Annotated in this window: 10 protein-coding genes; 3 read left to right on the top strand and 7 right to left on the bottom strand. The window is 57.3% G+C overall.

What is annotated here, in order from left to right; translation table 11 throughout:
- The first annotated feature begins 295 nt into the window (after positions 1 to 295).
- Positions 296 to 2524 (top strand): NADP-dependent isocitrate dehydrogenase, encoded by a 2229-nt coding sequence (locus tag KTN04_RS00345; protein WP_217333222.1) that lies wholly within the window; start codon positions 296 to 298, stop codon positions 2522 to 2524.
- Positions 2525 to 2614: 90 nt separating this feature from the next.
- On the opposite strand, the gene KTN04_RS00340 is transcribed toward KTN04_RS00345, so the two are convergent.
- Positions 2615 to 3469 (bottom strand): DMT family transporter, encoded by an 855-nt coding sequence (locus KTN04_RS00340; protein ID WP_217333221.1) that lies wholly within the window; start codon positions 3467 to 3469, stop codon positions 2615 to 2617.
- A 70-nt stretch (positions 3470 to 3539) separates the two neighbouring features.
- The gene (locus KTN04_RS00335) at positions 3540 to 6455 is read right to left on the bottom strand and encodes an insulinase family protein (RefSeq protein ID WP_217333220.1); all 2916 of its coding nucleotides are present in this window, start codon (positions 6453 to 6455) and stop codon (positions 3540 to 3542) included.
- Positions 6456 to 6799: 344 nt separating this feature from the next.
- On the opposite strand from KTN04_RS00335, the gene KTN04_RS00330 reads away from it, so the two are divergent.
- Together KTN04_RS00330 and KTN04_RS00325 are read left to right on the top strand one after the other, a co-directional pair.
- A complete protein-coding gene (locus tag KTN04_RS00330; RefSeq protein WP_217333219.1) occupies positions 6800 to 7186 on the top strand; it encodes a phasin family protein in 387 nt (128 codons plus the stop codon).
- A 174-nt stretch (positions 7187 to 7360) separates the two neighbouring features.
- A complete protein-coding gene (locus KTN04_RS00325) occupies positions 7361 to 7846 on the top strand; it encodes a phasin family protein (RefSeq protein WP_217333218.1) in 486 nt (161 codons plus the stop codon).
- Between the two features lie 87 nt (positions 7847 to 7933).
- On the opposite strand, the gene KTN04_RS00320 is transcribed toward KTN04_RS00325, so the two are convergent.
- From KTN04_RS00320 to lolA, 5 genes are all read right to left on the bottom strand, one after another.
- Positions 7934 to 9142 (bottom strand): UbiH/UbiF/VisC/COQ6 family ubiquinone biosynthesis hydroxylase, encoded by a 1209-nt coding sequence (locus KTN04_RS00320; protein ID WP_217333217.1) that lies wholly within the window; start codon positions 9140 to 9142, stop codon positions 7934 to 7936.
- Between the two features lie 143 nt (positions 9143 to 9285).
- Positions 9286 to 10560 (bottom strand): serine--tRNA ligase, encoded by a 1275-nt coding sequence (gene serS, locus KTN04_RS00315; RefSeq protein WP_217333216.1) that lies wholly within the window; start codon positions 10558 to 10560, stop codon positions 9286 to 9288.
- Between the two features lie 63 nt (positions 10561 to 10623).
- Entirely contained in the window at positions 10624 to 10995 is a 372-nt protein-coding gene (gene crcB, locus KTN04_RS00310; protein ID WP_217333215.1) for a fluoride efflux transporter CrcB, read from the bottom strand.
- A complete protein-coding gene (locus KTN04_RS00305; protein ID WP_217333214.1) occupies positions 10992 to 12344 on the bottom strand; it encodes a replication-associated recombination protein A in 1353 nt (450 codons plus the stop codon). Before KTN04_RS00305 ends, crcB begins: the two co-directional genes overlap by 4 nt.
- Positions 12344 to 13000: an outer membrane lipoprotein chaperone LolA gene (lolA, locus tag KTN04_RS00300; protein ID WP_217333213.1), complete on the bottom strand. Its 657-nt coding sequence runs from the start codon at positions 12998 to 13000 to the stop codon at positions 12344 to 12346. Before lolA ends, KTN04_RS00305 begins: the two co-directional genes overlap by 1 nt.

Below are 13000 nucleotides of genomic sequence, written 5' to 3'. Positions count from 1 at the left end.
GCAGAATCATCAGTTTATTTTGCTACAAAAAATTGTGCAAAAATGCACCTTTCGTATAAGGGATGTGACCTGAAACTGTAATTGCAATACAACACAGCGTTGCAAGGCCCAGTCATGAATTGAGGCAAACTTAGCCCTAAGTCGATACTTCCCGGGTATGAAATCACCCTTTCAGGCATTATAATTTGTAGCCGATTTACAAGCGCCAGGCTCTACATCTGGACAGCGCAGGGTGATTATCCATCGCCCGAACGAGCCTTTGGCAATCCAGCCATAAATCATTTCGGGGAAAAACATGCCTACAAAATCAAAAATCATCTATACCCTTACTGATGAAGCACCGGCACTGGCGACCTCTTCGCTGCTGCCGATTGTACGTGCCTTCGCGTCTTCTGCAGACATCGAAGTTGACTTGAGCGATATCTCTCTGGCCGGCCGTATTCTGGCCGCCTTCCCCGAGCGCCTGAGCGAAGAACAGCGCGTCGTCGATGGCCTTGCTTCCCTGGGTGAGCTGACCAAGGACCCGCACGCCAACATCATCAAACTGCCGAACATCAGTGCGTCCGTGCCGCAGCTGCGTGCTGCCATCAAGGAACTGCAGGGTCAGGGTTACGATGTACCCGAATTTGTTGATAACCCGCAGACTGATGAGGAAAAGGATGCCAACGACCGTTACGCCAAGATCCTGGGCAGCGCGGTAAACCCGGTTCTGCGTCAGGGCAATTCCGACCGCCGTGCGCCGGCAGCTGTCAAGGCGTTCGCCCGCAAGTTCCCGCACTCCATGGGCAAATGGAGCAAGGCGTCTCGCTCTCACGCCGATTACATGCGCGAAGGTGATTTCTTCTCCAGCGAACAGTCCATCACTATGCCGGAAGCCGGCAATGTACGCATCGAATTCACACCCAAGGGTGGTGAGACGGTCGTCAAGAAGGAACTGCCCCTGGAAAAGGGTGAAGTTCTGGACAGCATGTTCATGAGCGCCAAGGCACTGGACGCGTTCTTTGAAGACACGCTGCAGGATTGTAAAGAAGCCGGCATCATGTGGTCCCTGCACGTTAAAGCGACCATGATGAAGGTATCCCACCCGATCGTATTTGGCCACGCGGTACGTGTGTTCTACCGTGAAGTGTTTGACAAGTACGGCGATCTGTTCAACGAAATCGGTGTTAACCCGAACAACGGCATGAGCAGCGTCTACGAGAAGATCAAGACCCTGCCGCAGTCCACTCAGGACGAGATCGAAGAAGCGATCCACGCCTGCTACGAGCATCGTCCGGAAATGGCAATGGTTGATTCCGTCAAGGGCATCACCAACCTGCACGTACCGTCTGACGTTATCGTCGATGCGTCCATGCCGGCCATGATCCGCAGCTCAGGCAAAATGTGGGGCCGCGACGGCAAGACCAAGGACGCCAAAGCGGTTATGCCGGAGTCCACTTACGCACGTATCTACCAGGAAATGATCAACTTCTGCAAGACCAACGGCGCGTTCGATCCGACCACAATGGGCAGCGTACCGAACGTTGGTCTGATGGCGATGAAAGCCGAAGAATACGGTTCTCACGACAAGACCTACGAAATCGAAGCGGACGGCACCATGCGTGTGGTTGATGCCAACGGCAACGTGCTGATGCAGCACGACGTCGAGAAAGGCGACATCTGGCGCGCTTGCCAGACCAAGGACGCGGCGATCCGCGATTGGGTCAAGCTGGCCGTTACCCGCTCTCGTCAGTCCGACACGCCGGCCATCTTCTGGCTGGACCAAGAACGTGCCCACGACCTGGAGCTGACCAAGAAGGTTGAAGAGTACCTGAAGGAGCACGACACCGAAGGTCTGGACATCCGCATCATGTCCTACAACGAAGCTATCCGTGTTTCCATGGAGCGTATGATCCGTGGTCAGGACACCATCTCCGTAACCGGTAACGTACTGCGTGACTACCTGACCGACCTGTTCCCGATCATGGAGCTGGGTACGTCTGCCAAGATGCTGTCCATCGTACCGATGCTGGCCGGTGGCGGCATGTACGAAACCGGTGCCGGCGGCTCTGCGCCCAAGCACGTACAGCAGGTCGAGCAGGAGAACCATCTGCGTTGGGACTCCCTGGGCGAGTTCCTGGCATTGGGCGTTTCTCTGGACGAGCTGGGCCTGAAGGAAGGCAACCCGCGCGCTCAGATTCTGGCCAAGGCGCTGGACAAAGCAACCGAACGTCTGCTGGAAAACGGCAAGTCTCCGTCACGCAAGGCGGGTGAGCTGGACAACCGTGGCAGCCACTTCTATCTGGCCATGTACTGGGCACAGGAAGTAGCCGCTCAGACCGAGAATGCTGAACTGGCCGCCGAATTCAAGCCGCTGGCAGATGCACTGACCGAAAACGAGCAGAAGATCGTTGACGAACTGAATGCTGTACAGGGCAAGCCGGCTGAACTGGATGGCTACTACCATGCCAGTCTGGAAACCGTTGCTAAGGTGATGCGTCCGAGCGCCACCTTCAACCAGATTCTGGATAGCTTCAAACAGTAAGCCAGCTCTTGCAGAAAGTAAAAAGCCCGGTCAAGTGACCGGGCTTTTTTATTTGTACCCATGTGTACTGATCAGGGTATCACAGGGGATCTACGCCCTGCTCTGCCCCTTAAGTGCCAGCATGCCTCCCATGAACACCAGTCCCATACCGGCCAGCGTCCAAAGACCCATAGCTTCGTCCCATATCCACCATCCTGCCAATGCCGCAAATGGAATGGAGGCATAGGTGAAGGGTCCGAGAGTACCGGCACCCGCCAAACCATAGGCACGACTGAGCAGCAGTTGTGCAAGAGTCGAGGCGGCGGCCAGGGCCAGCAGCCATAACCAATCCGTGCCCATCGGCATGACCCAGTTCTGCCAGGCCGGCACGGCAGCCAGACAGGATCCGAACAGGGCAAAATAAAACACGATCTGCTGGGGTGATTCGGTAGAACGCATCGACCGAATACACACCTTGGCGGTGGCACCCAGTGCGGCACCCGCCAGGGCTGCCATCATGGCCCATTCCAGCGCCCCCGAACCCGGCTGCAGAATCAGCAGCACCCCCATGAAACCGACCAATATCGCCCAGCGCACGGCTGCATTAATGCGCTCGCCCAGCCAAAAGAAGGCAATCACCGGAACGAAGAAAGGCGACGTCTGTTTCAGCAGCGCCGCCTGAGCCAGTGGCAGGTTGGCCCAGGAGTAATACAGACAGGACATGGCGGTTATGCCGACCAGCGCCCGCAGCAGGTGCAGATGCAGACGCTGCGTGGGCAGTTCACGACGCCCTCGGCGAATGATCCAGGGCAGCAGCCACAGCAGACCAAGGCTGTTGCGCAGAAACACCAGAACTTCAGTGGGCAGGCTATCACTGAGCTGACGGATGATAATACCGCTGGCCACCAGCATCCATTCAGACAGCAGAATCAGCAATGCCCCCTGCAACAAGGGGTTGGCATTCAAAAACAAGACTCCAGAAATGAAAATGGCTGCCCGAGACAATCAGGCAGCCATGACAGGTAGGAACGGCGTATCAGATGCTGATGCGTTCGTAATCGGCCGGCAGTGCTTCGGCCGTTTTTTGGCTGGTGACCACCGCCACACTGGCCTTTTCTGGCACCAAATAGGTTTGGGCAACGCGCTTGAGATCATCCAGCGTTACCGCCAAGATCTGTTCACGCAAGGCCTGACGCACCTCCGGCGTGCGACCAAACAGAGAGCTGTGGTAGGTCGATTTTGCCTCGCCCGCCGGAGACCCCGGTTTGTCCATTGAACTGATTACTCCAAGCACGGCCTCTTCCAGGCGCTGCTGTTCGTCTTCACAGGCGTTGAGCCAATCAACGGCCTGCTGGAAGTCGTTCAGAGTACCTTCCACACGCGGGTCGCGGTAGGAGAAGAAGCGAAAGATGGCATCACCGTTATCCTGTCCGGCACCGGCACCATAAGCACCACCCTGCTCGCGAATGGCACGGTGCAGATAACCGTTGCGCAGAAAGTCGCCCAGCACTGTCAAAGCCGCCGCATCCTGATGGCCAGTGGCAACTGTCGGGAAGGCGCAGGCACAGAAATTGACTTGGGTGCTGGTTAGCCATAGCTGCTTCACCGGTTCACGCGTACTTGGCAAGGCCAACGGAGCAAAGTCGGACGACTCGGCTGGCTGCCAGTATTGCTCCAGCTGATTGAGAACCGCCTGCTGGTGTTCCTCTTCGGCCACTAGCAGGAAGCGTCGGGGAGCCTGACGGATCAGACCGTGCAGCGCGGTCAACTCACGGGACAGTTGCTGCAGGGCATCGGCCTGCTCCAGCTGCTTGTCCAATGCCTTGACGCGGCGTACACCTTCCAAGCCACGGGTATAGTGGCTGAATCGGGCCACGGGGGCAAAGCCTGCGCTGGCAGCCATCATCGCCAGGGCATGGCCGGAACCGGTAATACTCTGCTCGCGACGGGCACGCTGCTGAGCAACGATTTCTCGAATGCGGCCGTGCTCGTCAAAACGCGCGTGGTCTAGTGTTTCGGCCATCAAGGCTGTCAGCTTGTCGCTATTGACGCTCAGGGCTTTGCCGGACATCACCAGAAAACCGTTGACCTTTTGCTCATCACCAACGCTGCCGCGCAGGCTTGTGTAGGCATGCAGACCGCCGGTCACCTGACTCTGGTAGGCCTGATTGGCCCGGTAGTCACGTTCACCACAGCCCAGCTCGGTTAGACAGTAGGTATAGAGCGGCAACAGGGCCTGCTGATCTTCGTTCAGATTTGGCAGGTCAATGATCACCTGCTGGTATACCAGACCATTGGTACCGGCATGGAACAGGGTCGTGTTGAGGACGCCCTGTGCCAGCTCCGTGGCCGTCGGCAGTTTCAGTTCCGCCGGCACATCCTCCAGTGTCACCGTTGGCAGAATGCTGTCGTCATCCACCTGTTGTTGACGCGCCTCCAGAGCCTGGGCCTGCTGAATGATCTGCTGCTTCTGCTCATCATTCAGGCCTGCCTTGATCTGCGCCAGGCGTGCAGCTTCAGCAGCATCGCGACGTTCAGCCAGCTCGGCATCCGGTCGCAGGGTCAGACGTACCCGGTGCGGGTTGTCGAGCAACCAGCGGCGGATCAATCCCGGAATGAATTCCGGATCCTTGATCTGTTCACGCAGTTTTTCCAATGCCGGGTCGATATCCAGTACATCGATCGGATGACCGCGATGAATGGCGGCCGACATGGATGCCATGATCAGCTGAAGGCCGAACGGATAGCCGTCGCCGGTAATCTCGCGCTGGGTCAATTCCAACTGGTGCAGCTGGGCTTCTACCATATCCATGGGAATGCCATCACGTGCCACACTTTCCAGCGTCTCCATCACCAGCGACTCAAATGCAGCGGCATGTTCGGGCTCGCTGCCTTCAAGGCCGCACAGGAAGCTCATTTCGCGGTTGGAGTCTTCCAAGCCACAGAGTGGTGAGGGTGCGCTGCCCAGGTCGGTGGATTCCAGTGCTGCCCGCAGCGGAGAGCTGGAGTTGTCCAGTAGGACGCGGCTCAGCAGGTGAGCCTGCATCAGGTCATCCAGATCAATGGAGCGTGGTAGCAGCCACCCCATGACGTGATGCGTTGAGCGGCTCAAGTCGTCCTGCGTCAATGCATAAGCTTCCTCAACTCGAACCGGTGCAAAGTAGCGTTTCTCGTCTTCTACCGCGATGACATCATCACGCCGCTCGAAGCGCGACAGCGCGTTGTCTTCAAAGCGCTGCTGCAGCTCGGCCACCGGGATATCGCCGAAGGTCATGAAAACGGCGTTGCTCGGATGATAATGGCTGCGGTAGAACTCGAGCAGATCATCGTAAGTCAGATCCGGAATGCAATCTGGCTCACCACCACTGTTGTGATGATAAGTAGTCGTTGGAAACAGGTAACGTGTCAGCGTCTGCCACAGGGTAGACACCGGCGAACTCATGGCGCCCTTCATCTCATTGTAAACCACGCCCTTGTACACCAGCTCGGTATCCGGATTGTTCGGTTCGACAAACTCTACCCGGTGCCCTTCCTGGGCAAAATCGAGTGAATCAAGGCGCGAAAAGAAAGTCGCATCCAGGTAGACATCGAGCAAATTGAAGTAATCCTTGCGGTTCTGGCTGGCAAAAGGATAGGCCGTCCAGTCGCTGCTGGTAAATGCATTCATAAAGGTGTTGAGTGAACGCCGGGTCATCATGAAGAAGGGGTCGCGAACCGGATAGCGTTCACTGCCGCACAAAGCCGTGTGCTCGAGAATATGTGCTACACCGCGTGAATCCTCAGGGACGGTACGGAAGGCAACCAGGAACACGTTTTCATCGTGATCGGACGCCATATGATAGTGGCGCGCACCTGTCGCGACATGCTCGTACTCGGCTACTTCTATATTCAGGGCCTCTACAACCCTGCTCTGCAGGAAACGAAATGCGGGATGACTCTGTTCTGCTTGCATGAGAAGCCTTTTCCGTTGACTGTCGATAAACATTTTATCGCATTGTAACCATTCCGGATCATCATTGCAGTGTACGACAGCAGCCGGAGTGGTCAGTGCTGAGCGTGTCTTTCTGCCTGGGGTATTAATACTGCAGCGCAATACCTGGAACTGCTTGAAGGGACGCTGCCATCTTTCTGCTCCCAACCCTCGAATTTTATGGCACCCATATTTTTTGTGCAGCGCACAAATAACGCTTGACAGTACAAATTGTAACCAATAGAGTGGTGGCTATGTTGCAATGCACAAAACGCAGTAAATCACTGTAATCGTCATTGATAAACGTCAGTCAAGAGGTGACCCGCATGTACGACAAGATGAAAGATTCCATGAAGCCGGTTATGGATATGGCCGAAATCAACAAGAAAACCACCGAGAAGCTGATCGCTCTGCAGTCCGGTTACGTGTCCGAGTTCGTTAATGCCAGCCTGAACCAGATGAAGACCCTGGCCGAAGTGCGCGAGCCGAAGGCTGCGGTCGAACTCCAGGTCAAGTACCTGAAAGAAGTCGAGTCTAAGCTGACCGATGTTGCTGAGAAGGAAATGGCAGCATTGGCCGAAGCCAAGGAGCAGCTGACCGAGCTGGTCGAGAAAAGTGTCACTGACATGGGCGACGTTCAGAACATGCCGTTCATGGCTGAACTGCAGAAGTTCATGAAGCCGATGGACATGACCGGCAAGAACGCCAAGTAAAAAGGCCTCCCGGAGCTTTTGCTCCGGGGCATCCCTGGAATGCCCGGCTTCGACATGACAGGGGCGCATGGACAGGTTTGCAATACTGATCGAAGCCCAATAGGATACCGATTGCTGCACTGCAGTAATCACAGGGAACTTGCACATATTTGCATTACACAAAGGTGAGCGATCATGTATGACAACATGCTGAAAGAGATGCAGGACAAAATGAAACCCGTCGCTGATCTGGCCGAAGCCAACCGCAAGGCTGCCGAAAAGATCTTTGCACTCCAGTCCGCGTTTTTCACGGATTCTGTCAATGCCGGCCTGGCTCAGGTCAAAGCGCTGTCTGAAGTGAAAGAGCCGAAGGAAGTGTTCGAGCTGCAGATGAGCTTCATCAAATCTCAAGAAGCCAAGTGGACCGATACGGCCGAGCAGGAACTGGCCGCACTGAATGAAGTGCGCGAGGAGGCCTCCGCCCTGTTCGAGCAAAGCCTGAGCTCTCTGGGTGACATGTCGTACATGACCAAGTTCGAAATGCCGTCCTTCGACATGAAGGGCCTCGACTTCAGCTCCTTCATGCCCAAAACCGACGACGAGAGCAAAAAGCCGGCCGCTACCAATGCCAAGCCTGCTACTCGCAAGTCAAACTCGGCCTCAGCCGCTGCTACGGCTTGAATTGCCCTGACACACCGAATTGATACATGTAAAGACCGCCCCCGGGCGGTCTTTTTCGTATTTACGTGCGTAAGTTTCGCGCCATGGTCAGCGTGCCAAGCCTGGCAGGCTGCCCCGTATACCCATTGCAAATTCCATTACCTGGCGACGGGCCAGTGGAATACGTCCTGCCAACCCAAGCCCCAGGTTGCGAACCAGTTTCAGCGGGCCGATATCATTGGTGAACACATGATAAAAGCCATCCATGATCTGCATCATCAGCAGATTGTGGTGTCGACGCTGCTTTTCGTAACGTGACAGCACCGGCATGGATTCATGTGCTTCACCTTGGGCGTGTGCCTGCAGCAGCACTTCAGCCAAGGCGGCCGCATCGAGCATGCCGATATTGACGCCCTGCCCGGCCAATGGATGAATCATGTGTGCCGCGTCACCCACCAGTACCAGCCCTTCAAGCGCATACTGTTGTGCATGCTGACGGCGCAGCGGAAAACTGCTGCGCCCCTGAATTTCTGTAATGGTGCCCAGTTCAGGCGGAAAGTTGGCGTGCAGCTGCTGCAGAAAGGCATCGTCCGGCAAGGCGCGCAGACGCTTCACCTCGTTAGGCGTGTTGTACCAGACCACCGAGGCGTTGTGTCCGCTCAACGGCAAAAAGGCCAACGGACCGCTGGGCTGAAACTGCTGCCAAGTGATGTCTTCCTGTCCGTAAGCAGTAGTCACGCCGGCGACCAGGGCATGCTGATGGTAGTCCCACTTGGTCACACCAATGCCTGCAGCCTGACGCACCATGGAATCACCGCCATCGGCTGCAACTACGAGGCGCCCCACAACCTGCTCACCGCCCTCCAGCTCGACCAGCGTTGCGCCGGGCGAATAATCGATGCGCAGGGTGCGCGCCGGCGAGATCAGGTCTACATTGTCCAGTTCGCCCAGCCGCTCCAGCAGTGCCAGTTGCACGATGCGGTTTTCGACAATGTGACCCAGATGGCTGTAACCGCTGTCGGCGGCATCAAACTCGGTCGCACCCTTGTCAGAGCTACGCTCCCAGACTTTCATGCGCTTGTAAGGGCAGCTGCGACGAGAACGAATGCCATCCCAAGCACCGATATTCTGCAGGAAACGTTCGGAGGCAATACTGAGCGCGGAGACACGCAGATCATGTGGCTGGCTGGCCACAAAGGGCTCCGGCAGTTGACGCTCGAGAACAGCGACCGACAACCCTGTGTTACCCAAGGCACAGGCCAGTGCAGAGCCGACCATCCCTCCCCCTACAATCAGAACATCATACCGCGTTTTCATCGCTGCGCTCCTCACTCCCAATGCCTCCGTGGTGCAGGCCAGTATACTCGATGCCTGATACGCACGCTTGCCCGAGGTCAGTTCTGCCATAAAAAAGCCCCGCTTGGGCGGGGCTCAGTGGCGAACCTGTCTCTGAGACGGTTTCAGAGTTCGGTCACGCCGCCCATGTAGGGCTGCAGTGCTTCAGGTACGCGCACCTTGCCGTCGGCTGTCTGATAGTTCTCCAGCACGGCCACAAGTGTACGGCCCACCGCCAGGCCTGATCCGTTGAGGGTGTGGACCAATTCCGGCTTGCCGGTTTCCGGGTTGCGCCAGCGGGCCTTCATGCGACGTGCCTGGAAATCTCCCATGTTGGAGCAGGACGAGATTTCACGGAACTTGCCCTGGCCCGGCAGCCAGACTTCGATGTCGTAGGTCTTGGCCGCACTGAAGCCCAGGTCGCCACCGCAGAGCGCGACCACACGGTACGGCAGCTCCAGCTTCTGCAGGATCGCTTCAGCGTGACCTGTCAGAGCCTCCAGCGCATCCCAGGATTTACTCGGCTCCACCACATGTACCAGCTCGACTTTATCGAACTGGTGCTGACGAATCATGCCACGGGTATCACGACCAGAGGCACCCGCTTCAGAGCGGAAGCACGGCGTGTGGCAGGTGTATTGCAGCGGCAGATTGGCAGCATCGACAATCTCGTCACGCACGGTATTGGTTACCGGCACTTCTGCGGTCGGGATCAGGTAGTAATCGCGCTCGCCGAACGGGATACGGAACAGGTCTTCCTCGAATTTCGGCAGCTGACCAGTCCCCTGCAGGGAGTCTGCGTTGACCATGTACGGCACATAGATCTCTTCGTAACCGTGCTCACCGATATGGGTGTCCAGCATCAGCTGAGTCAAAGCACGGTGCAGGCGTGCCATTTTGCCCTTCATCACGGCAAAACGTGAACCAGTCAACTTGGCAGCCGTTTCGAAGTCCAGCTCGCCGTTTTTCTCGCCCAGGGCAACATGATCCAGCGGCTCGAAGTCGAACGCGGCAGGCGTGCCCCAGGTGCGCACTTCCACGTTATCATCTTCGTCGGCACCTTCAGGCACGGAGTCGTGCGGAATGTTGGGCACGCCCAGCAGCAAGTCATCCAACTGGGCCTGAACATCATTCAGGCGCTCCTTGGCCGCGTCCAACTGATCACCCAGATTCTGTACTTCCGCCAGCAACGGCTGGATGTCTTCACCGGCCGCCTTGGCCTTGCCGATGCCTTTCGATCGGGTGTTGCGCTCGTTCTGCAGGGTTTCGGTTTCGGTCTGGATAGCCTTGCGCTGGTTATCCAGCTCGACAAATTGCTCCACCGGAAACTCGTAGCCCTTCTTCTTCAGCAGATTGGCCACCTCTTCCGGGTTGGCGCGTACATATTTCGGATCCAGCATGAGATCAAACTTACCTTGTTGTCAGAACAGTTGTCAGAACACTTGTCTTCGGAACACGTGTTGTCAGAACAAGCGGGTCAACCACAATCCGGCACCCAGTGCCGTAATGCACAATGAAACGCTCAATAATATATAAATCAGCGCCGACATGACATGCCCTTCCCCGATCATGGCCACGGTTTCCAGCGAAAAAGTGGAAAAGGTAGTAAAGGCACCGAGAAAACCGACCATCAACAGCGGCCGCAACTCGGGCGACAACCTGGCACGCTCCAGAATCAGTACAAAGCAGACGCCCATCAGGAAGGAGCCCAGAATATTCACCGTCAGGGTGCCCAAAGGGAGGCGATGTTCGGCGTTGTTCAGCATACCGCTGACCCAGTAGCGCCCCAGCGCACCCAAAGCGCCCCCCAGCGCCACGGCCAACAGGTGCATCATCGCTGCCTCCGGTAACGCTGCCTGGGGCTGTGCGCATCCTGCTGGCGCAGGTGTTGAAGCTTGTCGCGAATCTTGATTTCCAGTCCGCGCGGTTCCGGCCGATACCACTGTCGGTCGGCGATGGCCTCCGGAAGATAGTTCTCGCCCGCTGCATAAGCGTCGGGTTCATCATGGGCATAGCGATATTCGGCGCCATGCCCCAGGTCTTTCATCAGGCTGGTGGGTGCGTTGCGCAGGTGCTCCGGAACCGGCAGCGATCCCTGCTCGCGTATTTCGGCCCGACACTGGTTGAAGGCGCGATACACGGCGTTGCTCTTGGGCGCACAGGCACAGTACACCGCCGCCTGGGCAATGGCGCGCTCCCCTTCTGCAGGGCCGACCCGCTCAAAGGCATCCCAGGCCGACAGCGCGACCTGCATGGCACGGGGGTCGGCATTGCCGATATCCTCCGAGGCGATGGCAACCAGCCGCCGCGCCACTGTCAACGGATCGGCACCGCCGTCCAGCATGCGGCAGTACCAGTAGAGTGCGCCGTCGGGGGATGAGCCGCGCACCGACTTGTGAAACGCTGACAGCATGTCGTAAAAATGATCACCGCCCTTGTCGAACCGGCGTCCACCGGCCTGCAGCACTTCAGTCAGCACGTCCGGGGTTACCTGGCGACTGCCATCAGCCTGCTCCTGCGCCAGATCGGCGGCGATTTCGAGCAGATTCAGCGCGGTGCGTGCATCACCATCGGCTGCCCGCACCACCTGCTCGCGCATCTCGGCCGACATCTGCAGGCATAGAGCTCCCAGCCCACGCTCCTCATCCTGCAGCGCCTGCTCTACCACCTGCATGAGTTCGTCATGGGTCAGCGAGCGCAGCAGATATACTCTGGCCCGTGACAACAACGCGTTGTTGAGTTCAAACGAGGGGTTTTCCGTCGTGGCACCAATGAAGATGACCGTGCCATCTTCCACATAGGGCAGGAAAGCATCCTGCTGCGACTTGTTGAAACGGTGAACCTCGTCCACGAACAAAATGGTCTTGCGTCCGCTTTGCGCCTTGACCTGGCGCGCCTCATCCACGGCTTGACGAATTTCCTTGACCCCGGCAAGCACCGCCGAAACGGTCATGAAATGGGCATCCACCTGGTGCGCCACCAATTGCGCGAGGGTGGTCTTGCCGACTCCCGGCGGTCCCCAGAGAATCATCGAGTGTATGGCACCCTGTTCCAGCGCCTGGCGCAGCGGTTTGCCTGGCGCCAGCAGATGACTTTGACCTATGTAACGCGTCAGAGAATCGGGGCGCATGCGTGCTGCCAGTGGCTGATACCCTCGCGGCTGGTTGCTGAACAGATCCTGCATTACTGACCCGGGTCCAGAATGACATCCGCGCCTTCTGGAGGAATGAACGCGAACACGCCCTCTTCCAGTTCGGGGTCGTATTCAAGATCATCCAGGACCAGCATGCTGCGCTGGCCAAGACTGTCTTCCATGGACAGCTCGCTGATCCGTTCACCCTCGAATAGCAGCCGGATGCGGGTAAAGGTGGCGTTCTCGGCATCCAGTGGCTTGAGCTCATAGAGCGCTACGCCGTTTTCACTGGCGTTGATGCGGGCGATGTCGAAGCGTTCGCTCAGCTGTTCGATCTGGCCATTGAGAATCATCGCCGGAGCACTGTTGTTCTGGCCGTTGGCCGGCTTGCGTGTCACCTGCTCCAGATCGGGGTCATGAATCCAGATGAAATCGCCGTCGCTGACAATTTCCTGCACAAAGGGGGTTTCCGTCACCCAGCGAAAGCGATTCGGGCGGGCAACCACGAAATGGCCACTGGAATCCTCGGCCCGGTTGCCGTCACTGTTAAGGGCAAACTGGGTAAAGTTAGCCCGGGCGGCCTCATGTCCCGACAGCAGAGCGTCAAGTTCAGTGACGGGGCTGGCCTGGGTTACAGTGGCACCTAGTACCAATGTGGCCGTTGCTACCACATGTACCACTACCTTGGTCAGTATGGATTTGATCAT

Origin of the sequence: Marinobacterium weihaiense (genome assembly GCF_019061305.1) — a bacterium.
GTDB classification, from domain to species: domain Bacteria; phylum Pseudomonadota; class Gammaproteobacteria; order Pseudomonadales; family Balneatricaceae; genus Marinobacterium; species Marinobacterium weihaiense.
This window is presented reverse-complemented; position numbering and strand designations above follow the sequence as displayed.

What these genes read in the sequence shown, in the direction of transcription:
- crcB (WP_217333215.1), bottom strand. Translation starts at nt 10,995, where the DNA reads ATGATGCACCTGTTGGCCGTGGCGCTGGGGGGCGCTTTGGGTGCGCTG.
- serS (WP_217333216.1), bottom strand. Translation starts at nt 10,560, where the DNA reads ATGCTGGATCCGAAATATGTACGCGCCAACCCGGAAGAGGTGGCCAAT.
- KTN04_RS00320 (WP_217333217.1), bottom strand. Translation starts at nt 9,142, where the DNA reads ATGAAAACGCGGTATGATGTTCTGATTGTAGGGGGAGGGATGGTCGGC.
- KTN04_RS00335 (WP_217333220.1), bottom strand. Translation starts at nt 6,455, where the DNA reads ATGCAAGCAGAACAGAGTCATCCCGCATTTCGTTTCCTGCAGAGCAGG.
- KTN04_RS00305 (WP_217333214.1), bottom strand. Translation starts at nt 12,344, where the DNA reads ATGCAGGATCTGTTCAGCAACCAGCCGCGAGGGTATCAGCCACTGGCA.
- KTN04_RS00330 (WP_217333219.1), top strand. Translation starts at nt 6,800, where the DNA reads ATGTACGACAAGATGAAAGATTCCATGAAGCCGGTTATGGATATGGCC.
- KTN04_RS00345 (WP_217333222.1), top strand. Translation starts at nt 296, where the DNA reads ATGCCTACAAAATCAAAAATCATCTATACCCTTACTGATGAAGCACCG.
- lolA (WP_217333213.1), bottom strand. Translation starts at nt 13,000, where the DNA reads ATGATCAAATCCATACTGACCAAGGTAGTGGTACATGTGGTAGCAACG.
- KTN04_RS00325 (WP_217333218.1), top strand. Translation starts at nt 7,361, where the DNA reads ATGTATGACAACATGCTGAAAGAGATGCAGGACAAAATGAAACCCGTC.